The sequence below is a fragment of the Bradyrhizobium sp. MI1.7 genome, assembly GCF_055811795.1.
On sequence record NZ_JBVVPO010000006.1, the window covers coordinates 121,475 to 148,425 of the forward strand.

The 26,951-nt window shown below is 64.7% G+C and carries 22 protein-coding genes; 8 read left to right on the forward strand and 14 right to left on the reverse strand.

The genetic code is table 11. The features are described from left to right. Positions 1-52: 52 nt before the first annotated feature. From AC0L3X_RS09050 to AC0L3X_RS09070, 5 genes are read right to left on the reverse strand one after another with little or no spacing between them, the layout of a single operon-like run. A complete protein-coding gene (locus AC0L3X_RS09050; protein ID WP_063984394.1) occupies positions 53-937 on the reverse strand; it encodes an intradiol ring-cleavage dioxygenase in 885 nt (294 codons plus the stop codon). A 14-nt stretch (positions 938-951) separates the two neighbouring features. Beyond that, positions 952-1,854: an NAD(P)-dependent oxidoreductase gene (locus AC0L3X_RS09055; protein WP_063984393.1), complete on the reverse strand. Its 903-nt coding sequence runs from the start codon at positions 1,852-1,854 to the stop codon at positions 952-954. A gap of 21 nt (positions 1,855-1,875) precedes the next feature. Continuing rightward, positions 1,876-3,249 (reverse strand): amidohydrolase family protein, encoded by a 1,374-nt coding sequence (locus AC0L3X_RS09060; protein WP_063984392.1) that lies wholly within the window; start codon positions 3,247-3,249, stop codon positions 1,876-1,878. 4 nt (positions 3,250-3,253) lie between these two features. After that, positions 3,254-4,333, reverse strand: a complete 1,080-nt coding sequence (locus AC0L3X_RS09065) for a maleylacetate reductase (RefSeq protein WP_063984391.1) — start codon at positions 4,331-4,333, stop codon at positions 3,254-3,256. Further along, complete coding sequence (locus tag AC0L3X_RS09070; protein ID WP_063984390.1) at positions 4,330-4,653, reverse strand: Dabb family protein; 324 nt, start codon at positions 4,651-4,653, stop codon at positions 4,330-4,332. Before AC0L3X_RS09070 ends, AC0L3X_RS09065 begins: the two co-directional genes overlap by 4 nt. Before the next feature lie 108 nt (positions 4,654-4,761). Here AC0L3X_RS09070 and AC0L3X_RS09075 point away from each other — a divergent pair, with 108 nt between their 5' ends. From AC0L3X_RS09075 to AC0L3X_RS09095, 5 genes are all read left to right on the forward strand, one after another. Beyond that, positions 4,762-5,685 (forward strand): LysR family transcriptional regulator, encoded by a 924-nt coding sequence (locus tag AC0L3X_RS09075; RefSeq protein WP_028147172.1) that lies wholly within the window; start codon positions 4,762-4,764, stop codon positions 5,683-5,685. A gap of 13 nt (positions 5,686-5,698) precedes the next feature. After that, positions 5,699-7,144 (forward strand): xylulokinase, encoded by a 1,446-nt coding sequence (gene xylB / locus AC0L3X_RS09080; RefSeq protein WP_063984389.1) that lies wholly within the window; start codon positions 5,699-5,701, stop codon positions 7,142-7,144. A gap of 130 nt (positions 7,145-7,274) precedes the next feature. Next, positions 7,275-8,798 (forward strand): sugar ABC transporter ATP-binding protein, encoded by a 1,524-nt coding sequence (locus AC0L3X_RS09085; protein ID WP_063984388.1) that lies wholly within the window; start codon positions 7,275-7,277, stop codon positions 8,796-8,798. Positions 8,799-8,811: 13 nt separating this feature from the next. Continuing rightward, positions 8,812-9,825: an ABC transporter permease subunit gene (locus AC0L3X_RS09090; protein ID WP_371498212.1), complete on the forward strand. Its 1,014-nt coding sequence runs from the start codon at positions 8,812-8,814 to the stop codon at positions 9,823-9,825. Between the two features lie 102 nt (positions 9,826-9,927). Next, the gene (locus AC0L3X_RS09095) at positions 9,928-10,875 is read left to right on the forward strand and encodes an ABC transporter substrate-binding protein (protein WP_063984386.1); all 948 of its coding nucleotides are present in this window, start codon (positions 9,928-9,930) and stop codon (positions 10,873-10,875) included. Between the two features lie 79 nt (positions 10,876-10,954). On the opposite strand, the gene AC0L3X_RS09100 is transcribed toward AC0L3X_RS09095, so the two are convergent. From AC0L3X_RS09100 to AC0L3X_RS09110, 3 genes are all read right to left on the reverse strand, one after another. After that, positions 10,955-12,490, reverse strand: a complete 1,536-nt coding sequence (locus tag AC0L3X_RS09100) for a glucosamine inositolphosphorylceramide transferase family protein (RefSeq protein ID WP_063984385.1) — start codon at positions 12,488-12,490, stop codon at positions 10,955-10,957. A 29-nt stretch (positions 12,491-12,519) separates the two neighbouring features. After that, entirely contained in the window at positions 12,520-13,695 is a 1,176-nt protein-coding gene (locus AC0L3X_RS09105) for a glycosyltransferase family 4 protein (RefSeq protein WP_063984384.1), read from the reverse strand. Between the two features lie 229 nt (positions 13,696-13,924). Next, on the reverse strand, positions 13,925-15,271 hold the full coding sequence (locus AC0L3X_RS09110; protein WP_063984383.1) for a lipopolysaccharide biosynthesis protein: 1,347 nt from the start codon (positions 15,269-15,271) through the stop codon (positions 13,925-13,927). Between the two features lie 472 nt (positions 15,272-15,743). Here AC0L3X_RS09110 and AC0L3X_RS09115 point away from each other — a divergent pair, with 472 nt between their 5' ends. After that, complete coding sequence (locus tag AC0L3X_RS09115) at positions 15,744-16,967, forward strand: FAD-dependent oxidoreductase (protein WP_063984382.1); 1,224 nt, start codon at positions 15,744-15,746, stop codon at positions 16,965-16,967. 28 nt (positions 16,968-16,995) lie between these two features. Here AC0L3X_RS09115 and AC0L3X_RS09120 read toward each other — a convergent pair whose 3' ends face one another. Then, positions 16,996-18,132 carry a GNAT family N-acetyltransferase gene (locus AC0L3X_RS09120; RefSeq protein ID WP_231144496.1) on the reverse strand — a complete coding sequence of 379 codons (1,137 nt, stop codon included), beginning with the start codon at positions 18,130-18,132 and terminating at the stop codon, positions 16,996-16,998. A 229-nt stretch (positions 18,133-18,361) separates the two neighbouring features. On the opposite strand from AC0L3X_RS09120, the gene AC0L3X_RS09125 reads away from it, so the two are divergent. After that, positions 18,362-19,648: an O-antigen ligase family protein gene (locus AC0L3X_RS09125; RefSeq protein ID WP_063984380.1), complete on the forward strand. Its 1,287-nt coding sequence runs from the start codon at positions 18,362-18,364 to the stop codon at positions 19,646-19,648. Between the two features lie 21 nt (positions 19,649-19,669). After that, positions 19,670-20,695 carry a glycoside hydrolase family 5 protein gene (locus tag AC0L3X_RS09130; RefSeq protein ID WP_063984379.1) on the forward strand — a complete coding sequence of 342 codons (1,026 nt, stop codon included), beginning with the start codon at positions 19,670-19,672 and terminating at the stop codon, positions 20,693-20,695. Between the two features lie 53 nt (positions 20,696-20,748). Here AC0L3X_RS09130 and AC0L3X_RS09135 read toward each other — a convergent pair whose 3' ends face one another. The 5 genes from AC0L3X_RS09135 to AC0L3X_RS09155 are packed head-to-tail and all read right to left on the reverse strand — an operon-like array spanning position 20,749 to position 26,822. Continuing rightward, positions 20,749-22,113 carry a four-carbon acid sugar kinase family protein gene (locus AC0L3X_RS09135; protein WP_283018582.1) on the reverse strand — a complete coding sequence of 455 codons (1,365 nt, stop codon included), beginning with the start codon at positions 22,111-22,113 and terminating at the stop codon, positions 20,749-20,751. Continuing rightward, entirely contained in the window at positions 22,110-23,318 is a 1,209-nt protein-coding gene (locus AC0L3X_RS09140; RefSeq protein WP_473316373.1) for a ribulose-bisphosphate carboxylase large subunit family protein, read from the reverse strand. The genes AC0L3X_RS09135 and AC0L3X_RS09140 overlap by 4 nt, the downstream gene beginning before the upstream one ends. Positions 23,319-23,330: 12 nt before the next feature. Next, positions 23,331-23,870, reverse strand: a complete 540-nt coding sequence (locus AC0L3X_RS09145) for a VOC family protein (protein ID WP_014496479.1) — start codon at positions 23,868-23,870, stop codon at positions 23,331-23,333. A gap of 19 nt (positions 23,871-23,889) precedes the next feature. Then, on the reverse strand, positions 23,890-25,800 hold the full coding sequence (locus AC0L3X_RS09150) for a TRAP transporter large permease (protein WP_187387761.1): 1,911 nt from the start codon (positions 25,798-25,800) through the stop codon (positions 23,890-23,892). Positions 25,801-25,805: 5 nt separating this feature from the next. Beyond that, on the reverse strand, positions 25,806-26,822 hold the full coding sequence (locus AC0L3X_RS09155; protein WP_063986530.1) for a TRAP transporter substrate-binding protein: 1,017 nt from the start codon (positions 26,820-26,822) through the stop codon (positions 25,806-25,808). Between the last annotated feature and the right edge of the window lie 129 nt (positions 26,823-26,951).

The window sequence follows — 26,951 nt, forward strand, 5'->3', positions numbered from 1 at the left end:
CTCCCGTCTGCTCCCTGTTGCCGGACTCTTGTTGGTCCGCCGTCGCTCAAGCCTAGGCGGCTCGCGCGTTGCTCGCGACCTGCTTCAGGCCGAAATCGTAATTGAGGTGGAAATAGTCGCGCTCCACCATGCGACCATCCGGCGCACGGCCGGCAGGGTGGCCAGTGAATTCGCGGATCAGGCTGTCCTTGACGCCGAACACCACGTCAGAGTCGAGATATTTGTCACCGGCGACGAACACATGGGTTACGAGCTGCTCGAAACCGGGCGCCGAGATCATGAAATGCACATGCGCCGGACGCCAGGGATGGCGGCCCTGCACCTCCAGCATCTCGCCGACAGGGCCGTCATGCGGGATCGGATACGCCGCCGGCTTGATCGACCAGAAATGGAAACGGCCATTGGCGTCGGTATGGAAGCGCGCGCGCATCGCGAGATCGCCGATGTCGTCGAGCTGCTGCACGTCGTAATAGCCGTCATCGTCGGAATGCCAGACATCCACGATGGCGCCCGCAAGCGGTTGTCCGTCGACGGTCGAGACCGAGCCTGTGACCAGCATCGGATCGCCTTCCATCGGGCCGGAGATATCGGCGCCGCTGTCCTTCTCCGGCGCGGCCTGGACGAAGAACGGGCCGAGCACCGTCGTCTCGGTCGCGCCTTCCGGCACGGGATGGTTGATCGCGTCGACCAGCATGGAGACGCCGAGCGTGTCGGACAGCAGGATGAACTCCTGGCGCTTGTCGTCGCACATGTGCCCGGTGCGGGTCAGGAAATCTATGCCGTATTCCCATTCCTTCTGGGTCGGCCGGACCTCGCGGACGAAGGCGTGGAGGTGGTGCACCAGCGCTTCGCTGACCTCCTTGATGCGTGGATCGGTTGCGTCCTTGATCCGCTCCAGCACCGCGTCCGTGATCGTAGTCTCGTTGAAGTTGCGCATAGGTGTCTCCGCGATCAGAGTTTGGGTTCGCCAAGCCCGGACAGACGTTCCAGGTGCTTGACGGTCGCGATGAAGTCGGTGTCGCCGTCGCCCTGCGCGATCAGCGAGCCATAGGTCTCGCGCACCTGCGCCGCGAGCTGCAGCGGCACGCCCACGGCGTGGCCGGCGCCGAGGATGAGATCGAGATCCTTGGCCATCTGCTTGCAGGAGAAGGTGGACTCGAAATCGCGCGTCCGCAGCGGCGCGGTCTTGTACTTCACCATCGGCGAGGCCGCCGCGCTATCGTCGAGCACCTTCAAAATGTCCTGCCAGGCGATGCCGCCCTTGCGCGCCAGGGCCAGGCTCTCGGCCATCATTGCCGCCGAGACTGCGATCATCAGATTGACCGAGAGCTTTGCGTAGCGGGCTTCCTCGGCCGGCCCGAGATAGGTCTGGGCGCGGGTGAAGGCGGCGAACAGAGGCTTGGCGTTGTCGAAGGCATCCTTCGGCCCGGAGACGAAGCAGGTCAGCGCACCCGTATGAACGATGCTGGCATTGCCGGAAACCGGCGAACGCAGATAGGCAATGCCGCGCGCCTGTGCGGCGGTCGCAACTTCAGTTGAGGCCTCGACGCTCACGGTGCTGGTCTCGATCAGAACAGATCCAGCCGCCATCGCGGCGATCAGACCAGCGGGGCCGAGCAGCGCGCCGCGCAAGGCTGCGTCATCGGGCAGGGACGTGATGATCGCGGCCTTGCCGCTCACGGCCTCGGCCGGCGAAGCGGCAATCGAGATGCCTTGTGCACGCGCCTCGTTGATCCGGGCTGCGCTCTGATCGAATGCGGTCACGGCGTAGCCGGCCTTGGCGACGAGCGCCGACATCGGCAGGCCCATCTTGCCGATCCCGATGAAAGCGACATTCCTTGAAGCGTCGGTCATTGATCTCATCCATTGGCGCCTTCAGGCGGCGCGTCCCTGTCGTTCGATGTCCTGCACCAGCCGCCGGCCGGATTGGGCCAGCAATTCTTTCTTCGCGTCCAACCCGTCAACCAAAAGCCGGCCATCCCGCTTCTTCCAGGCGCCGCCGATCATCACAGCCTCGATATTGGCGAGGCTCGTCTGCATCACGACGGTCGCGACGGGATCGTGCACCGGGACAAGGTTGAGATCGGATGCGTTGATGATGACGAGGTCAGCGAGCTTGCCCGGCGTCAGCGAGCCGATCTGGCCTTCGCGGCCGAGCATGCGGGCGCCTTCGGTCGTGATCCAGCGCAGCGCCTCGCGGACGGGGATCGTGGTGGTCGCCGGAATGGTGCCGCTCACTTGACGCGACTCCGCATTGTCCAGCGCCCGCTGCATCGACAGCGCGACGCGGGCGACGGAGAAGAGATCGCCGGCCAGCACGGATTCCAGGTCGATCCCGATGGTCGGGCGCACGCCGCGCTTGAGCAGCCGTCCGGTGATCGGGAAGCCGTGGCCCTGGATCATCTCGTTCTCCGGCGTCACCGAGAAGGACACGCCGAGGTCGACCATCTTGTCGAGGAGATCGTCGGGCAGATCGTTGCCATGGACGATGTTGATGCCGGCGCCGACGAGGCCGGCCTCGACCAGCTTCTCCCAGCCGCCGGGCGTCTTGGCCGGACCGCCGCCTTGATGCATGGATGCGATCAGGTTGAGCTCGCGCGCCAGGCGGAAGTCGTGCATGGCGACATCGAGCGTCGAATAATGCGGGCCGAGAATGGCAAGCCCGAGCGTGACGAGGCCGTCGCGGTCGGCGAGGGGACCCGCCAGCAGCCGCTCGACCTCGCGGCGCGGATGCGGGATCTCGGAGAAATGCGGCTCGCCCGGTTTCGGCTCGGGCTTCGGCGAGCCATGGAAGAAGGCGGCGCGGATGCCGCTCTCGATCAGGCCGCGCACGGCGGCATCGGTATGATCAGGCGTTGGATTGTTGTGGCACCAATCGACCAGCGTGGTGGTGCCGCAATTGATCTGGTTCAGCGCACCGACGAGGGTCGCAATGTAGATGTCGTCGGGCCGGAATACGGTCGCGAGCCCGGCATGCATGCGGCGGAAATATTCCAGCAGCGTCCAGTTCGCGGCATAGCCGCGCAACGCGGTTTGCCAGGTGTGCATGTGCGCGTTGATCAGGCCGGGGATGACGATCCGGCCGTTGCCGTCCACGATCTCGGTCTCGGCTGCAGCGCTGCCGAGGTCGATCGATGGGCGCACGTCGACGATGCGGCTGCCCTCGACCAGCACATCGCCGGTGTTGAGGTCGCCAATCGCGTCATCCATGCTGATGATGACAGCTGATTTGATCAGCGTGCGCCGCATCGCTTCAGGCCGCCGCTTTGATGGTAACAGGCGGCTCGCCGGCCCAGGCGCGGGCGATCAGCTCGCGGATGGCGTTGCGCTCGAGCGGGCGCGGGTTCCAGTAGGCGTTGGTGACGGCGAGATCGGCGGCCTTGTCGATGCCGCTTTCGGGCATGCCGATGTCGCGCAATGCCAGCTTCGCACCCAGCCGCTTCGCGAGGTCGTAGAGCCCCAGGGACGCGTCGGCCGCGCCGATCGCGCGCGATATCCGCGCCATGGCATCGGGCACCGCCGGTGCGTTGTAGGCCAGCGCATGCGGCAGCACGATGGTGTGGGTCTCTGCGTGCGGCAGATCGAAGGTGCCGCCGAGCGTGTGGCAGAGCTTGTGATGCAGCGCCATGCCGACCGTGCCGAGGCAGACGCCGCAGAGCCAGGCGCCGTAGAGTGCTTCGGTGCGAGCCTCGCGGTCATCGCTTTTGGCCGCAATGGCGGGGAGGGCGCGCGCGATCGCGCGGATGCCTTCTTCCGCCATCAGCGATGTCACGGGATTGGTGTCGCGCGCATAGAGCGCCTCCACGGCATGTGCGATCGCGTTGATGCCGGATGTTGCGGCGAGGCTCGCCGGCAGCGTCAGGGTGAGGTCGACATCGTAGATCACGGTCTCCGGCAGCACGGCTGCGTCGCGCACCGTGGTCTTCAGGCCGTTCTCGGTCTGGCCGACGATCGGCGTCATCTCCGAGCCGGCATAGGTGGTGGGAATGCAGAGCTGGTTGACGCCGGTGCGCAAGGCCAGCGCCTTGCCAAGGCCGGTGGTCGATCCGCCGCCGAGCGAGACGACGCAATCGGCCTCGCATGCCTTCATCGCCGCGAGCGCGCGCTCCGTGACCTCGACCGGCGTATGCATGGTCGCGCCGGGAAAGATGCCGGCAAAAAGCGAACCGAGTGCGGCCCCCAAGCTCTTGCCTTGCGCCTCCTGCTGCGGCGTCGTCAGCACCAGCGCGCGCTTGCCGCCGAGCCGCTCGACCTCGGCTTTGGCCGAGGCCAGCGTTCCGCTGCCGAACACGACGCGGCAGGGCAGATTTTCAAAGGTGAACGAACCGATCATGCGCCGGTCTCTTTGATGGGATAATCGACCTGGAAGCGCCCGATCCGCAAGTCGCCCAGCGCCTCGCGGACGCGCAAATGTTCCGGATGGGTGGCATAGGCGGCGAGTGCGGCCTGGTCGGCGAATTCGGAGAAGAGAACGACGTCGCAGGCGTAATCGACCTCACTGACGTCAACGCCGACCTCGATATGGGTGAGGCCCTCAATCCGGCCCCGCAGTCCCTCGAACAGGGTCTTGACCTTGGAACGGGCCGCGGAGCGCTCCGCGGGCGTCTCCCCGCGCAGCCGCCACATCACGATGTGCCTGATCGGGCCCGACATTTCCCTGTTTCCTCGCCTGCTATCTTGCTTGTGTTCTGGCCATTTTGACTTGCGGGATACGGAAATAAAGGTCAATATTTGTAAGTCTCTTTTTCTAAAAGTGGAAAAATGGATCGTCTGCTGCAGTTGGAGGTGTTCTCCAAGACGGCCGAGCTTGGCAGCCTGTCAAAGGCCGCCGAGGCCTTGCGCATGTCGAATGCGGCGGCGAGCCGCCATCTCAGTGCGCTCGAGGAGCGCCTCGCGGTCAGGCTGATCGAGCGCAACACACGCAGGCTGTGGTTGACGGAGGCGGGGCAGGAGCTGCTGGAGCGCTCCAGCCGGGTGCTGAGCGAGCTGGCGGAGGCCGAGGACATCGTCAGCGATCGCGCGCTGTCGCCGCAGGGTACGCTGCGGGTCACGAGCTCGCTGTCCTTTGCGGTGATCTATCTGGCGCCGATGTTGCCGGCCTTCCGCGCGCGCTATCCGAAGCTCAACATGCAGATCACGACCGCCAACCGCTATCCCGATTTCATCGAGGCCGGCATCGACGTGGCGATCCGGACGCGCGAGCAGGAGCCGGATTCGAACATCATCGTCCGCCGCATCGGCCAGATGCGGCGCGTGCTTGCCGCCGCGCCTTCCTATCTCGCAAGCGCCGGCGAGCCGGAGCAGCCCGCCGATCTCGCGCGCCACAACATGCTGGTCTACAATCTCGCGAACGATCCCTATTCGCTGCGCCTGCGCAAAAGCCATGGCGCGCAGACCGTCCGCATCACGCCGACGCTCGACAGCAATGACGGCCAGGTCATTCGCGGCGCGGCGCTGGCAGGGCTCGGCATCCTCATCCAGCCGCTCTACATCGTCCAGAGCGACATCGCGGCGGGCCGTCTCGTCCCGGTCCTGGTGGATTGGGAGCTGCCACTGCTCACCATGAACATCGCATACCAGAATCGCGCCGGGCTGCCCGCCAAGATCAGGGCCTTTTCCGACTTCCTCGTCACCCACATCCGCGAGCATTCGGAGCCGGGCATCTGGATGGACGCGACCAAGTGAGCGGGTAGCAGCCATGTATCTCGGCATCGATCTCGGCACCTCGGCGGTCAAGACCGTTCTCGTCGACGGTGCCCAGCGCGTGATTGCAAGCGAGAGCCGGCCGTTGACGACCGCCTCGCCGCTATCAGGCTATTTCGAGCAGGACCCCGCGCAGTGGATCGATGCAACCTTCGCCACGCTCGATGCCTTGAAGGCGACGCATGCCGGCGAGCTGGCGGCTGTCGAAGGCATCGGACTGTCAGGCCAGATGCATGGCGCCACGCTGCTCGACGCGAGCTCGAGACCGTTGCGGCCCTGCATCCTCTGGAACGACGGACGCTCCGCCGCCGAGTGTCGTGTCCTGGAACGACGCTGGCCCGCCTTGCGCGCGATCTCGGGCAACAAGGCGATGCCGGGATTCACCGCGCCGAAGCTGCTCTGGATCGCGACGCATGAGCCTGACATCTTTGCGGCGACAAAACTCGTGCTGCTGCCAAAGGCCTATCTGCGCCTGGTGCTGAGCGGCGAGGCCATCGAGGACGTCTCGGATGCATCGGGATCACTGTGGCTCGACGCCGCGCGCCGGGACTGGTCGGACGCAGCACTGGCAGCGACCGGCCTGTCGCGCGATCACATGCCGCGACTGGTCGAGGGATGCGCGCCAGCGACCACGCTGCGCGGCGAGCTGGCACGGCGCTGGGGCATGACCGGACAGCCGGTGATCGCGGGCGGTGCCGGCGACAATCCGGCAGGCGCCGTCGGCATCGGCGCGATCCGGCCGGGAACCGCGTTCGTGTCGCTGGGAACCTCGGGTGCCTTGTTGGCACCGACCAGCAGAATCGCCGCCAACCCGGACCGCGCGGTGCACACGTTCTGCCACGCCATCCCCGACATGTGGATTCAGGCCGGCGCGATCCTCTCGGCCGCCTCCTGCCTGGCCTGGATCGCGCGCCTGTTCGGCGCCACCGAGGCCGAGTTGCTGGCGCCGCTTGGATCGCGCCCGCAGGCGCCGTCGCCCGTGAGCTTCCTGCCGTATCTGGCGGGTGAGCGGACACCGCACGACGACCCCGCCGTGCGCGGCATGCTGGATGGTTTGAGCCACGGCACCGATCGCGGGTCGATCGTGCAGGCGGTGCTCGAGGGTGTTGCCTTCGCGCTTGCCGATTGCCGCGACGCGCTCGCGGACGCCGGCATTGCGATGACGGAAGCCGACGCCATTGGCGGTGGTTCACGGTCCGGGTTCTGGCTCTCGGTGCTGGCAAACGTGCTGAATGTTCCGGTCCATCGTTTTGCCGGAGGCGAGACCGGCGCGGCGTTCGGTGCGGCGAGATTGGGGCGGCTTGCTGTCACCGGTGAGGCGATCGCCGCCGTATGCACACGGCCGCGGCGCATCGAGACGTTCGAACCCGACGCAAGACTGGTCGATGCCTATGCCGAGCGGCTTCCCGCGTGGCGTGCACTGTATCGGCCGCGCCACTAGCATCGCCTCGACGTTGCATTCCCGTGTGTTCGGTATTGCTCTGTGCCGCGGCCTTTTGTTTAATGCGTGAACCGCGCTGACAAAATCATTGAGACGCGGGTAGGAAACGCATTGTGCGTCGGGAGGCACGATGAACGATCCGATCCTCGAGATGCGTGGGGTCTCAAAATCCTTCTTTGGCATCAAGGCGCTGCGTTCCGTCGATCTCACCGTCTATGCCGGCGAAATTCATGCCCTGATGGGTGAGAACGGCGCCGGAAAGTCGACGCTGATGAAGATCTTGTCCGGCGCCTACAGGCCCGATCCCGGCGGCGATATCCGGATCGAAGGAAGCCCGGTACGGATCGAAGGTCCGCTCGGCGGCCGCGCGGCGGGCATCTCCATCATCTACCAGGAGCTGTCGTTGGCTCCCAATCTCAGTGTCGCCGAGAATATCTATCTCGGCCGGGAGCTGTCGCGAGCAGGCTTGCTGGCACGCGGCGCCATGCGCGAGGGCGTCGGCCCCATCCTGAAACGGCTGGGCGCGGACTTCCTGCCGTCGACGCTGGTGGCGCACCTCTCCATGGGCCAGCGGCAACTGGTCGAGATCGCGCGTGCGCTGCACGTCAGGTCAAAAATCCTGATCATGGATGAGCCGACCACCGCGCTGTCGGCCGGCGAGAGCGCGCGGCTGTTCGCGCTGATCCGCCAGCTTCGCGCCGAGGGGCTTGCCATCATCTACATCTCGCATCGCATGGACGAGGTCTACGCGCTCGGCGACCGCGTCACTGTGCTGCGCGACGGCCGGCTGGTCGGGGCGCTCGACAAGCAGGACATCCGCGCCGACACCATCGTTCGGCTGATGGTCGGGCGCGACGTCTCCTCGTTCTACAAGAAGGATCATGATCCGGAGGCGGGGCGGGGGCATCCCGTGCTCGCGGCGATCGACATGGCCGATGGCCGGCGCGTCAAGGGGTGCTCGCTGACCGTGCATGCGGGCGAGGTGGTCGGCCTCGCCGGCCTGATCGGCGCGGGTCGCACCGAGCTTGCGCATCTCATCATTGGTGCGGCGCCCAGGACCTCCGGCCGTGTCGAGCTGGAGGGACGCCCGGTCGACATCCGCACGCCGGGTGAGGCGCTCGACATCGGCGTCGCCTATCTGACCGAGGACCGCAAGGCGCTCGGCCTGTTCCTGGACATGTCATGCCTGGACAACATCAACCTCGCGGTGCTCGGCCGGGATGCCCGGATCGGTTACATCCTCGACCGCGACAAGGGCCGTGATCGCGCCAACAGGGCGTTCGCCGCGCTCGGCATTCGCGCCGCCGATATCAACGTCACCGTCGGCGCGCTGTCCGGCGGCAACCAGCAGAAGGTGCTGCTGTCGCGCCTGCTTGCGACCACGCCAAAGGTCCTGATCCTCGATGAGCCGACGCGCGGCGTGGATGTCGGCGCCAAGTCCGAGATCTATTCGATCATCGACAATCTTGCCAAATCCGGCACCGCGATCCTCGTCATCTCGTCCGATCTGCCCGAGATCATCGGCATCTGCGACCGCGTCGTCGTCATGCGGGCGGGGCATATCGCCGGTGAAATCGAGCGTGGCGCGACGTCGCCCCTGAACCAGGAAGACATCATGGCGCTCGCCACGGGGATGGAGCAACTCGATGCATGACGGCTCTCCAAAGATGGACACCGCCGCCGCGGGCCTCGCGGCCGCGCAGGAGACGAAGCGTCAGCGCGTAAGGCTTCTGATCCGCGCCGCCGGCATGCTGCCGGTGCTGCTCATCTTGTGCGGCGGCTTCCATTTTCTGTCGGAGGGCCGCTTCTTCACCGGGCAAAATCTCGGCATCGTGTTGCAGCAGGCCGCAGTGAACACCGTGCTCGCCGCAGGCATGACCTTCGTCATCCTCACCGGCGGCATCGACCTCTCGGTCGGCTCGATCCTGGCGGCGTCCGCGATGGCCGGGTTGACGCTCTCCAAGCTGCCGGAGCTCGGGATGCTGTGGCTGCCGGCCGCGCTGCTCACCGGCCTCGGCTTCGGCGTCATCAACGGCGCGCTCATTGCACTCCTCCGCCTGCCGCCTTTCATCGTCACGCTCGGCTCTCTCACCGCCGTACGCGGCCTGGCGCGACTGCTCGGGGCCGACACCACCGTCTTCAATCCTTCCATTCCGTATGCCTTCATCGGCAACGGCTCGTTGACTCTCATTCCCGGCGTCGCGTCGATCCCGTGGCTCTCGGTGATCGCCTTGCTCGTCATCCTCGTCTCGTGGCTGGTGCTGCGCCGGACCGTCCTCGGCGTGCACATCTATGCGGTGGGCGGCAATGAAAGCGCGGCGCGGCTTGCCGGCATCAAGGTCTGGGCCGTGCTGATCTTCGTCTACGGCATCTCGGGACTCTTCGCCGGGCTCGGCGGCGCCATGCAGGCGGCGCGGCTCTATGCGGCCAACGGTCTCCAGCTCGGTCAGTCCTACGAGCTCGATGCGATCACCGCCGTGATCCTGGGCGGCACCTCGTTCGTCGGCGGCATCGGCTCGATCTGGGGCACGCTGATCGGCGCGCTGATCATCGCCGTCCTGTCGAACGGCCTGATCCTCGTCGGCGTCTCGGACATCTGGCAATATGTGATCAAGGGCCTGGTGATCATCGGCGCCGTGGCGCTGGACCGCTACCGGCTGCAGGGCTCCGCCAGAACCTGAAAGGGTTCGGCGCGCACCTGAGTGCACATGGTGTGATGCGAGGTTCCGTTGCGGCAACTGGTCTGCCGTGCCGGATAAGAATACAGACCAGGGAGGAAGCCAATGTTGAAGACGATCACGCTCGCCGGCGCCGCGATGGCGCTTGCCCTAAGCACCGCGCCATCCTTCGCCAAGGAACTCAAGTCGATCGGCGTCTCGCTGGGTTCGATGGGTAATCCGTTCTTCGTCGCGCTGTCGAAGGGCGCCGAGTTCGAGGCCAGGAAGACCAACCCCAATGTGAAGATCACGACGGTCGGCTTCGAATACGACCTCGGCAAGCAGGTCACCCAGATCGACAATTTCATTGCCGCCGGCGTCGACCTGATCCTGTTGAACCCCGGCGATCCCAAGGCGATCGGGCCGGCGATCAAGAAGGCGCAGGCGGCGGGCATCGTGGTCGTCGCGGTCGACACCGCGGCCGAAGGCGCCGACGCCACCATAACCACGAACAACGTGCAGGCCGGCGAGATCTCATGCCAGTACATCGTCGACAAGCTGGGGGGCAAGGGCGACGTCATCATCGAGAACGGGCCGCAGGTCTCGGCCGTGATCGACCGCGTCGTCGGCTGCAAGAACGTTCTCTCGAAGAATCCCGGGATCAAGGTGTTGTCCAGCGACCAGGACGGCAAAGGCTCGCGTGAAGGCGGTCTCACCATCGCGCAGGGCTATCTGACGCGCTTTTCCAAGATCGACGCCATCTTCGCCATCAACGATCCGCAGGCGATCGGCACCGATCTCGCGGCGCGCCAGCAAAGCCGCAGCGGCATCGTCATCACCGCGGTCGATGGCGCGCCCGACATCGAGGCGGCACTGAAGGATCCGGCGGCGCCGCAGGTCCAGGCTTCCGCTTCGCAGGACCCGTTCTTCATGGCGCGGCGCGCGGTGCAGGTGGGCGTCGGCATTCTCAATGGCCAGAAGCCGGCCTCGACCGTCGAACTCCTGCCCTCGAAGCTCGTGACCCGGGACAACGTCGCCGACTACAAGGGCTGGACCTCGGATCGTTCTCAGTAGGACGCCGCCTCCCGCGGGAGCGGTCGAAACGCGAGATGACGGGCGGCGTTGTGATCCACGCCGTCCGTCGTGCCACGCGCTAACAGGCGGTGTGGGGACTGGTTCGCGGGGACAAGACGAGCGATGGAAATTTGCTTGCGAAGGCCCGGGTCTTGGGTTGAACACGCGATCCGTCGATCACCTCGAGCCGGCCACAGCGGTTCAGCGTGTGCAGCTTTCTGCCGGGCCATGCCGGTCCGGGTCTGAGGGAGTGGCGGACGACCTGCTTGAACGTCGTCGGAGACAGTTCGACCACTTCCGCGAGGCCGAGTGCGGCGCCATATCCGTCGGCGCAATCCTGCACCGGCCGCCACAATTTGCCATCGATGGTGACGAAATTCCCCGCGGGTCGCGTACTTGCGCGATCGATCAGGACCGGGTTGCTGGCATGGGGCAACCAGGGGCCGAGCAGGTGCTCGGCGTGATAGATCGCAAGCGAATCCGAATAGCCGCCGGTTCCGTCTCGCCAGGCTCCGAACAGGTAGTTCAGACCGTTGTGCTGCGTGATGGTCACATCGGCCAGTTCGAGGCCCGAGAGCAGCGTAGCGTGTCGCTCCCATTTGTCCGGAAACCGAATGCATCTGTAGAGCGCGACGTCCCCCTGGAGCGAGCTCTCCGGGATCATCCACAACTCGCCATTGTCCTCGATCAGGAACGGATAGGACAGGTGCCAGGGCTCCTCCAGCACGGGTACGACCTCGCCGACCGGGCCGGCGTCGCCGAACTCGACTGCCGAAATGATGCCTTTTCCAACCCGATGATCGAGATCTTCGAAGTAGACGAATGTTCGTCCCTGCCATGTGATCGGGAAGGGATCGGCGTAGAAATGATTTCCGGGATCGGCGAGGACGTTCCAGCCAGGCCCGGAGAGATCTCCCGTCTGCCAGACACCCGCGCCATCATTGAAGCGCCATCCGACATGCCAATGCGGGGCATAGCAGCAGAGGCGGTAGATCTCCTTGGCGATCGACACGGCGAGGCCGCGCACGACATAGGCCGCCGGCGGCCGGCCGCTGCCGGCTCGGGCCTGGCGTGCCAGCTGAGGCACGATACGCGGCCGTCCCGACAGGATGGCCGCCACCATGGTCAGGGTTCGCGCCATGACCGTTTCGAGCCCACCGCTCAAACCGGCCGCGATCTCTGCGGAGGGATGGCCGCGATCGAGCACCGCACCGTCAACCTCGTTGACGATCTCGATGACGGGCAGGTCGCCGGCGAGAATCGCCGCGAGTGCCGCGTTTTCACCTGCAGTTCCGTTGAACAACGGGCGGAGATACAGCCGGGCCGCACAGTCCGGATCGCGCGCGGCGCTCGTGAAATCGACGATCACATCGGCCGTGCCGGTGCGGGCCTGCGTCTGTTCCGGATCGATCTTCAGCCCGTCGGCGCCGCTGTGCCTGCCTTTACGCAGCACCACGCGCTCGAGCTCGAACAGGGCGTCGAGCCCCGTGGGCCGTGGCTCCGCCGTTGCAGTCAACGCGATTTGAACCGGAACGTCCCGGCCGTCGATCGACAGCGTCTGGCGGTGCATCCACCGCCGCGCATGGTCACGTTCGCAGCGAAACTCGATGATCATGTCGAGCCAACCTATTCCAACGCATCGGCTCAGACGACCCGATTGAGGATTTGAACGTATTCCTCAACCATCGCATCGACCGAATAGCGCAACCTCAGGCCTTTGGCATTCTTTTGCAGTTCGTCGCTCAGTGCTTGGTCGGTCAGAAGTCTGGAGACGGCAGCCGACAGCTTCGCTTGATCTGAAGCATCGACAAAGAGGGCAGTGGGCTTTCCTTCGAAGGACAGCACCTCGCGCAGCACGGGAAGATCGGTGACGACCGAGGGAACGCCGGCGTTGGCGGCCTCGACGGCGGCGAGGCCAAAGGTCTCGGCCTGCGTCGGAAACACGAATATGTCGAGACAGGCGAGAAAATCCGCGATCTGGCGTGGCGCGATTTCGCCGAGCAGATGCAATCGGTCCGAGACGTTCAGCTCGTCCGCAAGCTGCCGCAGTCGCGCTTCGTCGGCACCCTGGCCGGCGAGTGCAAGGTGCCACGACGGTTCATCCGGCAGGAGGCGTATCGCTGCATCGAGCCGCTTGTGCGGATGCAGCCTCGCCGCGCAGCCGAGCAGGACGCGGTCCGGCGGCAGGTTGAATTTCTGTCGTGCGGCGCCCTTCGGCAGGATGAGGGCCTTGTCCTCGAAGCCGTGCGGGACATGCACCATGCGCGACCGGTAGGCCTGCGGGTAGCGCGAATACTCGCGCTCCATATCCTTTGAGTTCAGCGTGATGCGGTCGAAGAAGCCGACGCTGCCCATGACGATGTCGGCCGTGCGGATCGGCCAGCTCATCGACAGCGCGGATGAAACCTGATTGGCGACGACAGGAGCGCGGCTGACGAGGCGCGTCACGCCCGCGCCGATGACGTTGCCGAAATGCTGGAAGGTCAGGACGGCGTCGGGCCGCGTGGCCCTGATATGACCGCCAAGCGTCCACAGCATCCGCAACAGCGCAACCGGATTGCCCGGCCGGCTCGATGCGCAATAGAACGTCTCGGGCGGCTCATCGAACGAATCCGATTTGCGGAAGAAAAACAGGTTGGAGACGCGATGGCCGCGCGCGGAGAGGCCGGCGCCGAGAAGCCTGGAGATCTCCTGCGCGCCCGCGTTTTCGGCCTGGGTCTGTACGAGAAGGACGTGCAGCTTTCGTTCGCTGCCGTTCAGCCGCGCGAGTTCTGTCGCGGTCGTCTCGCCCAATTCCTTGTTCGGCTGGTAGTGGAGCACGGATCCCGACCGCTAAAGAAACGAAATCTTCACCTTCTTAACCCCGTACCTATCATGCAGGCATCGGGCAGACACCGACTAGCAACAAACGGAGTTAATGCGCGAGCCGCCGATTGCCGCGTTCTCGCGGGAATTCTGCCGATTCCCGGATGGTGCGCCGCGAGCGCGTTAACCAACGGGACCTGCACGCGCCGTCGCGGATCAACCAGGCCGATCGTACGGCTGACGCCTATTCGGCGGAGTCGCCGCCGCGAACCGCATAGCGGCCGCGTCGCCACGCCGAGAAGCGCAACAGCACGAGAACCGAAGGATCGACCCCAGTTCGCCGCCGGCACAAGATATTGAGCGCGATGGTCGTGAGCGCCAGCGACACGGTGGCCGCAATCGCCGCGCCAAGCACGCCGAGCCAGGGGATCAGGACGAGGAATCCGACCAGTCTCAATGCGACATTTGCGGCGACGACGGGGACGTAGATGCGTTCATGGCCGGTCAACTGCAGGATCGCCGCCGACGGACCGCCCGCGGCCTGGATGGCCGTTCCGATCGCGAGCACGATCAGCACCGAGTGCTGCTCGGTGAAATGAGGCCCGAACAGGTTGAGGAGATAGGGGCCGCCGATCCAGATCATGGCGAGGCCTGCGACCACGCAAAGTGCGGTCACTTCCGCCATGAGCTGCAGCGTCCGCTCGAATTCCCGGTGATTTTTGCTGAAGTAGAGCGAAGGAAGCCGGCGCGCGCCGAACGAGTACAGCGCGGCGGAAAGCATGGCGAAGATGTTGGCGAGGCGTGACGCCGCGAAGTAGATGCCGGCGGTCGCCGGATCCAGCATCCAGTAGACCAGAATGACGTCGAAATACTGGTTCGCGACTTCAAGGATGGACGCAAGCCAGAAATGCAATGCGCTCGATCGCCAGCGCGTTGCTTCGGAATTCGCTGCTGTGGCGCGCAAATCCGGCAGCGCCCGTACAATCGCAATGATCTGTGCGACGAGGCCCACCGACATCGCAATCGTCATTGCGGCGATCAGCTCGGCGGGATCGAGCTGCCGATGCCCGAACAGCATGGCGAGCAGAAACAGCACGACGAAAACCCGCCAGAAGAACTCGCGGTTGCCTTCGCCCATGATAATGCTGACCAGCGAGCGCGCGATCTGGCTGCCGAGCATCAATCCGGCACTCACGGCGGTGTAGGCCGAGACGGCGAGGATCAGCAGCCACAAATCCCCTCTGAAATGCGCAACCGCCGCAACTGCGGCGATCGCGATCAGCATCGCGACGGCGGAAATCCTGAAGCTGGAGAGCAGGAGGCCCTTGGTGAGGTCGGGCCTGTCGCCGACCTCATACTCGTTCAGGAACCGCACCAGCAATGCTTCCTGACCGACCAGGCCTACGACTGCGGCGATCTGGGCAACCGAAAGCCAGGTCGCAAAGATGCCGAATCCGTCGGGTGTCATCGTTCGCGCGGCCAGCGAGAACAACGCAAACGCGAGCGCGCCGCTGCCAACCTTCAGGAGGATGGTCCCGACGACACCGCGCGTGACGTCACGCCGCAGAAATTGAACAATGGAATCGATCATCGAAGATGCGAAGCGTTCCCCGAAGATGGGCGTTGCAAGGACGGCGAGAGCCTAGCATGCCGGAAAAATGCGAGTGTTAATGCGCGGTCTTCAGGTCCCGCCGTCTGTCGTCGACGAAGGTCGTACGCCGCTGCTTCACTGCGGAACAGCCGCGTCCGTGATGTGCCAGATTGAGCGGGCACCGGCTCGGTCGAAAAGCGGCGCGATGTCGTGCCGGTGCAAGATGCGGGGCGAAGCCGGCCGGCCTGCGGCTGTTCGAGCATTGGAATGGCCTCTCTGGAACGAATTCGGACGCTTTGTCTGACGAGACAGCAGTATTTCGAGGTCGTTCTGAGCAAGGCGCGTGCCGGGACGGATGTGTCCGGCGACCCGTTAACCTCAATCGCCGGAAATGATCGCGTTTGGCTCTGCGATACGACATCAGGCGAGGGAATTGCACATGGAACCACCGTTAACCGTGGAGCCCTAAACCATGACGACGGATAGACCCGTGACCGAGCCGAGCGCTGCAGCTGCGACTGCGGCGATCGTCGCAGACATCGCGATCGTCGGTGGCGGCCTCGCGGGATCGCTCGCCGCGTCCGTGCTTGCGCGGGCGGGGCATCGCGTCGCACTCGTCGACAAGCGCGCGGTGCATCCGGACGAATTCCGGGTCGAGAAGCTCGGTGGCCAGCAGCTCGAGATGTTCCGCAGGCTGGGCTTCCTCCATGCGCTCGAGAACGTCGCCTGCCGGTATGACCGGGTGCTCAATATCCGGGAGGGCAAGGTCGTCGATGTCGGCGTCGGCCAGGCTTACGGGTTTTCCTATGCCGGCCTCGTTGCGATGGCGCGCAGCCAGCTGCCTGATCCGTCCAATCTGATCGTCGACGAAGTCACCGCAATCAGCCCCAGCAATGATGTCCAGCATATCGAGCTTGCGTCCGGACGACGCCTTGAGGCGCGGCTCGTCGTGCTCGCCACAGGCATGGCGGGAGCCCTCGGCTACAAGCTCGGCATCAAGCGGCGCGTGCTGGCCGAGCGCCATTCGGTGTCGTTCGGCTTTTCGATCGCCCGCCGCGATGGCACGCCATTCGATTTCGAGGCGCTGACCTGTTACGGCGAGCGCACCGCTGACGGCATCGACTATCTCAGCCTGTTCCCGGTGCCATCGGGCATGCGGGCCAATCTGTTCATGTTCCGTGACCCGACCGATCCGATCATGCGCGAGCTGCGCCGCCAACCGGAAGCGACCGTCCTGCGGCTGCTGCCGGGACTGCGGCCTTACCTCGGCGACTTCCACGTGACCGACAAGGTGCAGAACTGGGTGATGGATCTGACCGTGGTGGAGGGACACCTTCAGCCCGGAATCGTCCTCATCGGCGATGCGTTCCAGACCAATTGTCCCGCCGCCGGCACGGGCGTCGCCCGCCTCTTGGTGGACGTCGATCGCCTTTGCACGGAGCACGCGCCGCGCTGGCTCGCAAGCGCCGGCATGGGCACGAAGAAGATCTCGCAGTTCTACTCCGATCCCGACAAGCTCGCGGCAGACCAGCGGTCGCTGAAAATGGCGCGCTTCCGTCAGGCCCTGACGTCCCGCAACGATATCGAATGGGATGTGCGGCGGCGGTTGCACTTCCTGCGGCGCAGTCTCACGCATCGTGTCGATCAGATGCATCCGGGCTGGCTCGGACGCGTCCGCGGCGCGCTCCGCGCCTGAGCTCTGCGCCCGCTCGCTTGCGTTTTGGTTAGCGCGTGGGCGTCGGGGTGCGGGCCGGCAGGAGCCTGAAATCCGATAGCCGCTTGGCCGCCAGCTTGAGCCAGGGAGCCTGCCTCAGCGCGAACAGGCTGATGGCGCCCGCGGTGCTGCCGGCCTGCGTGACCATCCACATCGGCGAAGGCTGGCCGCCGAACAATTTCTTGTACGGCTCGTCGCCAATCGTGAAGTCGAGCATCTGATCGCCGCGCTCGATGCAATCCCTCGCCACTTGCTCGAACATCAGAGAGCCCAGGGATTGGCTCTTGTACCCGTCGATATCGAAGGCGCTCATGATGACGAGGAAGCTGCCGCGATGGCGCAGTCCGAGCACGGCGGCGATCACGCCGCCGTCCATCTTCATGGCGTAGAGTCGGACGAACGAGCCGAGACCGCGGGCCGCCACGTCAGAATAGAAGCTGTAATATTCGGGGCGCTGGAGCAGGTCGCCGTCGCCCTGGGCGTGAAAGCGCGGGCCGCGATATTGCTTCATCGCGTCCATCGCCTCGGAGATCGAGGCGCTGTCGTCGCAGCATGAGAAGCTCAATGCTCCCTTCTTCTGGAGCTGGCGATATTTCTTGGCGAGCTCCTTCTGATAGGAGCGATCCAGTGCGCTGGCACGCCATTGCTCGAACGGGGCGACGAGAACGGTCGCGTAGGCGTTCGTCTCCATCGAGACGCGGCGTGGCGCGCCGAGTAAGCTCTCGATCGGAAGCCGTCCGTCGGGCAGCTTGGTCAAGCGGAGCAGATCGAACGGGCGGGCGAGGCGCCTGATCTCTGCGCAGGCCGCTTCATCCTCCAGCAGGCTGGAAAACACCTCGGGACTGCAGACCGGCGCCAGATAGTCGGATACGCGCAGATCGGCGAATTCGATGGTCCGGATCGGGCCGCGGCGGATTCGGAGCAGGGGCAGCACCATCGCCAGCGCCCCCGTCGTACGGCGACGGACCACGACGACCAGCGGCGTCGCGCCTGCATGGGATGCGAGCCTGGCGTAGAGGCTGTCCAGCCAGAGCGGATGCTGAAACGCGGTCGCGGCAGAGCTGTCGAACAGCGCTCCGTATTCCGGAGACAGGAAGTCGAACGCCTGCTCGATGGCGATATCGAATGTATTGCTTGGCTTATTCATGCGTGACCACGGAAACCAGATAACCCGGAGAAGTCGATCGGGCCGGATCCCGCGCTTGTATAGCAGGGTCGTGACGGCCGAGGCACCAGCGGGGTGCGATTTGCATTAACGCATCGAGCAGGGCCGTATCGTTATCAATCCCCGAAGTTTCGAGATTTCGCGGTGTCGGGGCTCGGGAGATCAACCCGCAGTAGTAGATAATTAACCAAGCTTAAGGGAAAGTCACCTCATGGCCATCCTGCAGACCGAGAGAGCCTCCGAGGCACTCACGAGCGCGATCTGGAAGACGCGCAGTGCCGGCGTGGAGAAGATCGCCAGGCTCGTCATCTGCGTCTCGATCACCGTCAATGTCGTCGCGTCGATGGGGACATTCAATACGGCGATACTGCCGGCGGGACTGACTTATCTGCAACAGGCGGTCGCTCTGCTGATGTGGAGCGTCCTGATCTACGCAAGCGCGTTCGTACGCCCGCGCCTGCAGCTGGCGTTCAACCCCGATCTGATCGCGCTCCTCGCATTCTACGCGTTGGCGGTCGTCTCGGTGTTGTGGACCACCCTGAACGCCGCAGCCATCATGAAGAGCGCCGCTCTTGCAATGACGACGTTTGGCGCGTTCTGCATGATCACGCGGATCGATATCGACGATGTCGTGAAGGCGACATCCTCCGGGCTCTTCATATTGGTCGCCGCATCGGCGCTTTGCGCACTCGCCGTGCCCGATATCGGGATAGATCATAGCTGGATGCACAATGGTCAATGGCAGGGCGTCTATGAATCGAAGCAGACGCTCGGCTTTGTCGGTGCGTATCTGATGTTCTTCTCCTGCTACCGGAAGATGACGGGGCAGGGGTGGCTGGCGTTCCTCGTCGCGTTCCTGTTGGCGTCGACCTGCGTCCTCGCGTCGGAATCGCGCGGCGCCGGTGCCGTCGCCCTGGCGGCTTGTGCGCTGCTCGTGACGTCGATGTGGTCGGTCGGCTGCATGAGGCTCTATGCGATCCTGCCGTTCGTCATGTGCGTTATGGCCGGCCTCCTGATCGTCTATTTTTACGCGACGGGATACGACGCCATCCACATTGGCGATGCGACCGTCAATTTCACCGAGCGGACCTTCATCTGGCACTACGCGATAAGCCATTTCGACCATGCGCCGCTGCTCGGCTTCGGAATCAACGGTTTCTGGACGATCCCGTCGATCTACGATTATTTCGAGCAGAACCACGGTTGGGTGCTCGACAACTATCATAGCGGCTATATCGCGATTCTGATGGAAACGGGGTTCCTGGGCTACGTGCTTTTCGCAGCGAGTGTTCTTCTGTTCTCGAACAAGGTTCTCTATTTGATTTCTGCACGATCGATCCACCGGGCGCACTGTGCCCTCATTATCGGGTTTGTCGCCCTCAGCTTTCAGACCAATTTCACCGAGACGACGTTCCTTCGCTCGACCATGTTCACGTCGGTGCTCCTCGTGGCGTTCCTCCTTGCAACGTGCAGGCCGGTGCCGGAGACCGATTTCTAACCCTTACGGAATGGAAGCAGGATGACCGCCCACCGCGCTCGCTGGTCGAGAAGCTTCAATCTTGCCGCAGCGGCTTTCGTCTTCGCATCGCTCTGCTCCGACGCCCATGGCGCCGGGCAGGTCGTGCCTCGCGATGCGGCAAGGTTGGGACGCGGGATCAACATTCTCGGTTACGACGGAATCTGGGAGGGCGGTCAGAACGCGCCGTTCCGTCTGGACAATTTGACGGCGATCAGAAAGGCCGGATTCGCGCACGTCAGGATCAATTTCTTCGGCTTCAAGTTCATGGATCGCGGGAATGTGCTGGATGAGGCCGTGCTGAGAAGGCTTGATGCCGTCATCGAGGAAATCCTCGCCAGGAACCTCGTTCCCATCGTCGACGAGCACGACACGCATGTCTGTCAGCGTGATGTATCCGAATGCGGCGAGAAGCTCAGGGCATTCTGGCGGCAGATCGCGGAGCGCTATGCCGGAAGATATCCCAGGCTCGTCTTCGAGGTCTTGAACGAGCCGGGGGGACAGATGACGTCCGCCAGCTGGAATTCGCTCCTCAACGACTGTATCGGCATCATCCGCCGCACCAACCCCGAGCGGCGGGTCATTGCTGCGGTTCTCAACACGGACGAGATTCCCATCGACGATCTGGCTCTCCCCGCCGACGACAGGAACCTCATCGTCACCTTTCATTATTACGCGCCGATACGCTTCACGCATCAGGGTGCGCCATGGTCCGAGACGTTCGCGCGCATCGGGCCGCTGGATTGGGGCAGTCCGGACGACGAAGCCAAGGCGGCCGCTGATTTCGAGAAGGTCAGCCGGTGGTCGGAGCGAGAGAAGCGCCCGATTTATCTCGGCGAGTTCGGGGTCTACGAACGAGCTCCATCCGAGAGTCTCCAGAGATACCTGTCGTTCGTGGCGCGAAGCGCCGACAGACGTGGCTGGGCATGGGCCTATTGGCAGTTCGACCATGATTTCGCGGCCTTTGACAGCGCCCGTCAGGCCTGGAAGCCCGACATCCTGCGCGCCCTGATCCCGCCGGCCCGTTGAGGCCGCGGTTCACGGCCAGTATCGGCCAGATCACGATCGCCTAGCGGTGACGGCTAACCGCCGTCTCTGGCGCGGCAGAACAGATCGATCCCGCCGACCTGTCCGCCCTTGAGCGCGATCTCGATGTTCGCATGCGCGCGATCCGATGATGCGCGGTTGAGTGGCGCGCCTTCCGCGAGAGGGGCGATCGCGGTCAGCGCATAGATGCCCATCGCCTGCAGCGCATGTCCGGACGTGTCGCCGCCGGCGACCACGGCGCGAGGGAGCCGCGCGGTTTCCAGAATGGAGTCCAGTGCCTGGCCGAGCCCCGCGCCGATGCGCTCGTTCACCCCACTCGCTGTTGCGCCGCTCGCCTCGATGGCCGCGTTGAGCGCACCGATGGCGGGATCGTCGGGCCCACTTGCGGTGATCAGGAGCGCATCGCGCCCCGACGCGAGTGCGGCGAGCGCACGTTCGGCAGCGCGGCCGATCTCCCTGGTCCATTCAACCGCGTCGACGGCGCGGGTCGCATCGAGCCGTTCGATATCGAAGCCATTGTCCGCGGCATGCGCGATCTGCGCGGCGGTGACGGGCGAGCAGGAGCCTGAGACGCAGGCGATGCGCTCGACGCCGGCAAGGCGCAGATCAGGCTTGCTGTCGGCAATCAGGCCCGCCGACCGCCAATAGGCGACCAGGGCCTGCTCGACACCTTGCGAGCCGGCGACAAAGAGCCGTTCGCCGCGATATTCCCAGATCAGGCGGCCGGCTTCGATCAGGGATGGCTGATCGAGCACGTCGAGCGAGATGATCTCGGTGCCGGCGCCCCTCGCGCGCATCAGCGCCAGATCCGCGCCGCCATTGGCCATGGTGACGAAGTCGATCAGTCCGATCGATCGCGCCGTCTGTTTTGCAAGATGTCGGCCGAGATCGGACTCGTCCATCGGCGTCACCGGATGACGCGACATGGTCGGGTGCCGGTCGAGACGATGGCCGACGCCATTCACGGCCGCGAACAGATGGCCGAACATCTGATAGCGCCCCATCGCCGGCGATCCCACGAGGAGCGGATGCCAGGCGCCGCCGAGCTGCGGCACGGCGAGATCGATCGCACGCCCGATCGAGCCGATCTGCGGCGAGGAGTCGAAGGTCGAGCACACCTTGTAGTGTGCGATCGGCGCGCCGATACCTGCGAGCACCGCGAAAGCCGGCGGCAGGTTTTGCTCCATCCAGGCCGGATCCTTCGCGCGCGCCGTGCCGGCGATGCCGATGCCGCGGTACTGCCCGATAGAAACGAGACGTTCGGGCGTCGGAGGTTCGAGGAACAGGATTGTCGGCAAGCCTGCGAAGGTGAGGGCCTCCATCGCCGCGGACGAGCCGGTGTAATCGTCGCCGTAGAAGGCAACGAGTGGACCGTCGGGCAGGGTGGATGCGCCGCTCACGGCTGCGGGCTCGCCATCGCGGCGTCCCATGCTGCGCGCAAATCGGCAACGCCGGCGGCCGGTCCAGCGGGATGGGCGAGAATGCCGCCGCCTGCTGCGAAGATCAGATCTGTCGAACCGAGTGCGTGCCAGGTCGGCGCGGCCTGAGCCGGCGTCTGGCCCGAGGAGAACACGGGCATCGCGATGCATGGTTTGTGCGCGAACATCGGCGTCAGCGCCGCCTTTGCGGATGTGACCACGCTGTCATCGGTCTCGCTGAACTTGTTGCCGATGCCGTTGACGTGCATGTGGTCGGCGCCGGCCAGCCGCCAGATCTTGTGCCACGCCGTATAATCCCAGCCGAGCGCGGGATGACGGTTCAGCGCGCCCCAGCCGTTGCGATGCGCATGAACGGGAAGCTGCGTATGGCGGCCGATCTCGACCATGCCGGCGAGCCCGACCGAGTTGATGCTCGCCATCACGCAGGTGCCACCCTCGCTGAGCACCAGATCGTGCCGGCGGCGCATCTGGTCGATCTCGCCGGTCAGGTTGAAGGCGATCATGACCTTCTTGCCGGTTCGATCAGCGTGGTCGTTGACGACGCGCATCACGGCGCGCACGCGCGCGTCGAACGGACAATAGGCGCCGTCCGATTGCAGCTCGTCATCCTTGATGAAGTCGATGCCGGCCTCGCACAGCGTGGCGACGAGAGAGGCCGTCTCGGCCGGACTGAGTCCGATGCTCGGCTTGATGATGGTGCCGATCAGCGGGCGGCCGCTGACACCGGTCAGCTCGCGCGTGCCGGCGACGCCGAACTTCGGTCCGGGATAGGCGGCGGCAAACGCGAGCGGCAGGCGCAGGTCGAGCAGGCGCAGGCCGGTCAGCTGGCGCAACTCCCAGAGATTGCCGGCGATCGCCGTGACCAGATTGGGCAGTGATGCGCCGATATTGTCGAGCGGCCATGACAACGTCACGCGCGCGCGATTCCAGGGGCCATCTGGGTTGATCGGGCGGGCGACCGGGAGCGACGGCGCGGAGATTGCATCAAGCAACTCGATGCTCTCGACGCGGGCGGCCGCACGCGCCTTCAGCTCCGGCGTTTCGCCGGGCACCGCAACGAACGTGCCGCTCGACTGCTCGCCCGCCATGGTTTCCGCGGCAAGACGCGGATCTTCTGGCGTTTCGATCAGATAGTCGGCTTCGATGCGAACGGGATTTTGCGTCACGGGAGCGCAGGTCTAGAGCTTGGTCAGATCGGGGAACGGCCGCACGGGGTCGCGCCCGTCCCAGCCTTTGGCGGCTGCGCGGATGAGATCGAACATCTTGCCCTTGGGTCCCGAGACCTCAGACAGTTCGATCACCGTTCCCGGATGATACTCCGTGTCGAAATAGACGAAACGACCGCGCGCGCCGACTTCGCCGCTCATGACCGGCTTGAAACCCTCGGCTTCGAGACGGGACAGATCGGCGTCGTAGTCTTCGGTCCAATAGGCGACGTGCTGCAGACCCTTATGTCCGGCTTTCAGGAAGTCGGCATACATCGACGGCGCATCGTTGCGGATCTGGATCAGCTCCATCTGCAGCGGACCGGAATTGGCCAGCGCCACCGAATTGTGCGGCTCATAGGCCTTGCCGCGATAGTGGTAGTTCACGATTGGAACCCGCGGATTATAGAACCACGGCCCGATGCCGAGCTCGCGGCTCCAATAATCCATGGCCTTCTCGATGTCGTCAACGACGTAGCCGGCTTGCCGGATCTCACCAAAAAAACGGCTCATTGCATGATTCCCATGATCTTCAGAATTTGAGGAAGCCGATCGACAGCCACGGCACGGCCGCGACGATGGCGAGGCCGATGAAGAGCGCCGCGACATAACCCCAGATGTGCTTGAGGCCTTCGTCCGGCGATATCTTGCTGATCGCGCAGGCGCCGTAATAGCCGACGCCGAACGGCGGCGCGAACAGGCCGATGCCCATCGCGAGGATCACGACCATCGCATAGTGCACTTCGTGCACGCCGGCCTGCTTCGCAATCGGAAACAGCAATGGGCCGAACAGCACGATGGCCGGAATGCCTTCGAGCACGCTGCCGAGCACGACGAAGGCCACAATCGAGATCGCGAGGAAACCGTAGGCGCCGCCGGGGATCGCCGCCATCGCCTTCGCCAGCTGTTGCGAGAAGCCGGATTGCGTCAGTCCCCAGGCCATCGCCGTGGCGCAGCCGATGATGAAGATGATTGCGCCCGTCAGCGAGGCCGTCTCGACCAGCATGGATTTCAGCCGCCGCCAGGGAAACTGGCGGTAGACCACAAGGCCCATCAGCACGGCGTAGGCGATGCCGATGGTCGAGACCTCCGTGGCAGTGGCAACACCTTCGACGACGGCAGTGCGGATCACGAAGGGCAGCAGGATGGCGGGCAGAGCGACCATTGTGAGTTTTGCGATCTCGCGCTTCGAGGCCCGCCGCACATGGCTCAGATCCTCGTTCCGGTAGCGCCGCCACACCACCACGCAGAGCGCGGTGCCCACGACCAGGGCCGGCAGCAGCCCGCCCGTGAATAGCGCCGCGATCGAGACACCGGTCACCGAGCCGATGGTGATCAGCACGATGCTCGGCGGAATGGTTTCGGTCTGCGCGCCGGTGGCCGACAGCAGCGCGACGAGGTCGCCGGGCTTGGCGCCGCGCCGCTGCATCTCCGGCAGCAGCACCGGCGCAATCGCGGCCATGTCGGCGATCTTCGAGCCGGAGATGCCGGAAACCAGATACATGGCCCCGATCAGCACATAGGACAGTCCGCCCCTGACATGTCCGAGCAGGCTTGCCAGAAACTGGATCATGGCCCGCGCCATGCCGGTCATTTCGATCAACGCGCCGAGGAAAATGAAGAGCGGCACCGCGAGCAGGATCAGGTGCGACATGCCCTCATCGAGACGGCCGACCATCACCATCATCGGGACGCTGGTTGTCAGCGCCAGATAACCGAAGGTCGCGAGCGCAAAGGAGAAGGCGATCGGTACGCCGGCGAACACGTTGGCTGCGACCACGCCGACGAAGAAAATGATGAGATTGTAGCGTCCGAGCGGGGCGAGCAGCGGTCCGGCAAGCCAGAATGCGGCAATCAGGACGGCGGCGGTGATGAGGGCCGCGACGATCAACGCGGGGCGGTGATGCGTCGCGAGCCGGATCGCGGCGACGACGGCCATCAGGGTCATCCCGACGGGAATTGCGGCTGCGCGCCAGGCGTTACTGATCTCCAGCGCCGGGGTGACGATGACCTGTTCCTCGCTCGCATAGTCGAAGGCGGGATGCAGGATCAACGCCAGCAGGGCTAGCGGCGCCACCGCAGCGATCGTGTCGAGAAAGGCGCGCGCGCCCGGGCCGACATGGCTGACGAGCCCTGTCATGCGCATGTGCTCGCCCCGGCGCAGCGCGATCACCGCGCCCAGCATCGAGAGCCAGAGAAACAGGATCGAGGCCAGTTCGTCCGACCAGATCAGCGGGCTGTGGAAGGCGTATCGCATGATGACGCCGGCGAGCATGATGCCGATCTCGACCAGCACGACACCGGCCGCGGCGGTCTCGACCACCGCACCGAGCCAGCGGTCGACGGTGCCAAAGGCGCTCGCAAGCTTGCGCGTGCCCGCAGCGGAAGCAGGGTGCGCGGCCGCCGCCAGATAGTCCGTCATCTGATGCTCTGCGATCGTCATCGCGCTCAGGCCAGCTTGCCGACGGCGCCTTCGAGCAGCGCCCAGGCTTCGTCGCCGAAGCGGCCCTTCCATTCGCCGTAGAAGCCGGAGTCGCGCAGTTTTGCGCGGAACGAGTCCGGTGAAGGCGTGGTGAATTTCATCCCATTGCGCTGGAGATCGGCCTGCACGGTCGCATTGAACGTCTTGATGTCCTCGCGCTGCTTCAAGCCGGCATCGTTGATGGCGTTGCTGACGATGGTCCTGAGATCGGCGGGAAGGGCGTTGAAGGCGCGGGCGTTGGCGATGAACCAGAAGCCGTCCCAGATGTGGTTGCTGATCGCGCAGTACTTCTGCACCTCGTAGAGCTTCGCTACCTGGATGATCGGCAGCGGATTTTCCTGCGCGTCGACAATGCGTGTCTGCAGCGACGAATAGACCTCGCTGAATTGCAGGCTGGTCGGCGAGGACGACAGCGCCTTGAACATGGAGATGCCGAGCGGAGACACGGGCACGCGGATCTTGAGGCCGTCCATGTCCTTGGCGCTCTCGATCGGCTTGGCGCCGCTGGTGATCTGGCGGAAGCCGTTGTCCCACATCTTCTCGAAGGTATGGAGGCCGACCTTGGCCATGGCGGCACGGATATGCGCGCCGAGCCCGCCGTCCATCGCTTTCCAGACCTGATCGTAATCGGCAAAGGCAAAGCCGACCGCGTTGATCGCGGCGATCGGCACCAGGGTCGCGACCACGAGCGCGGAGGGCGTGAAGAAGTTCAGCGCGCCGTTGCGCACCTGGGCGAGCATGTCGGTGTCGCCGCCGAGCTGGTTGTTCGGGAAGATGGCGATCTCGACCCGGCCATTGCTCTCCTTGGCGACGCGGTCGGCGGCTTCCTGGGCGCGGATGTTGAGGGGGTGCGTCAGCGGCAGGTTGTTGCCGTATTTCAGCGAGAACTCGGCCGCCCGGGCCGGGCGCGAGAGACCGCCGATCAGGCCCGCGGCGGGGAGGACGGACAGGGCTTGCAGGGCGCGCCGACGGGTCAGGGACATGGGCTTCTCCTCCAACAGCGATTTGATGTTATTTGATGTTTCTGCAACGATATTGATGCGAAAATTGCGACTTTGAGCTAGCATGTCAAACGATAAAGATGATGGTTTTTGAGGTATTCGACGATTGGG

Coding starts and splice junctions, on each gene's coding strand:
- AC0L3X_RS09055 (WP_063984393.1), bottom strand. CDS start 1,854: ATGACCGACGCTTCAAGGAATGTCGCTTTCATCGGGATCGGCAAGATG.
- AC0L3X_RS09155 (WP_063986530.1), bottom strand. CDS start 26,822: ATGTCCCTGACCCGTCGGCGCGCCCTGCAAGCCCTGTCCGTCCTCCCC.
- AC0L3X_RS09065 (WP_063984391.1), bottom strand. CDS start 4,333: ATGATCGGTTCGTTCACCTTTGAAAATCTGCCCTGCCGCGTCGTGTTC.
- AC0L3X_RS09145 (WP_014496479.1), bottom strand. CDS start 23,870: ATGAGCCGTTTTTTTGGTGAGATCCGGCAAGCCGGCTACGTCGTTGAC.
- AC0L3X_RS09150 (WP_187387761.1), bottom strand. CDS start 25,800: ATGACGATCGCAGAGCATCAGATGACGGACTATCTGGCGGCGGCCGCG.
- AC0L3X_RS09050 (WP_063984394.1), bottom strand. CDS start 937: ATGCGCAACTTCAACGAGACTACGATCACGGACGCGGTGCTGGAGCGG.
- AC0L3X_RS09090 (WP_371498212.1), top strand. CDS start 8,812: ATGGACACCGCCGCCGCGGGCCTCGCGGCCGCGCAGGAGACGAAGCGT.
- AC0L3X_RS09070 (WP_063984390.1), bottom strand. CDS start 4,653: ATGTCGGGCCCGATCAGGCACATCGTGATGTGGCGGCTGCGCGGGGAG.
- AC0L3X_RS09110 (WP_063984383.1), bottom strand. CDS start 15,271: ATGATCGATTCCATTGTTCAATTTCTGCGGCGTGACGTCACGCGCGGT.
- AC0L3X_RS09060 (WP_063984392.1), bottom strand. CDS start 3,249: ATGCGGCGCACGCTGATCAAATCAGCTGTCATCATCAGCATGGATGAC.
- AC0L3X_RS09085 (WP_063984388.1), top strand. CDS start 7,275: ATGAACGATCCGATCCTCGAGATGCGTGGGGTCTCAAAATCCTTCTTT.
- AC0L3X_RS09130 (WP_063984379.1), top strand. CDS start 19,670: ATGACCGCCCACCGCGCTCGCTGGTCGAGAAGCTTCAATCTTGCCGCA.
- AC0L3X_RS09120 (WP_231144496.1), bottom strand. CDS start 18,132: ATGAATAAGCCAAGCAATACATTCGATATCGCCATCGAGCAGGCGTTC.
- AC0L3X_RS09115 (WP_063984382.1), top strand. CDS start 15,744: ATGACGACGGATAGACCCGTGACCGAGCCGAGCGCTGCAGCTGCGACT.
- AC0L3X_RS09125 (WP_063984380.1), top strand. CDS start 18,362: ATGGCCATCCTGCAGACCGAGAGAGCCTCCGAGGCACTCACGAGCGCG.
- AC0L3X_RS09075 (WP_028147172.1), top strand. CDS start 4,762: ATGGATCGTCTGCTGCAGTTGGAGGTGTTCTCCAAGACGGCCGAGCTT.
- AC0L3X_RS09100 (WP_063984385.1), bottom strand. CDS start 12,490: ATGATCATCGAGTTTCGCTGCGAACGTGACCATGCGCGGCGGTGGATG.
- xylB (WP_063984389.1), top strand. CDS start 5,699: ATGTATCTCGGCATCGATCTCGGCACCTCGGCGGTCAAGACCGTTCTC.
- AC0L3X_RS09095 (WP_063984386.1), top strand. CDS start 9,928: ATGTTGAAGACGATCACGCTCGCCGGCGCCGCGATGGCGCTTGCCCTA.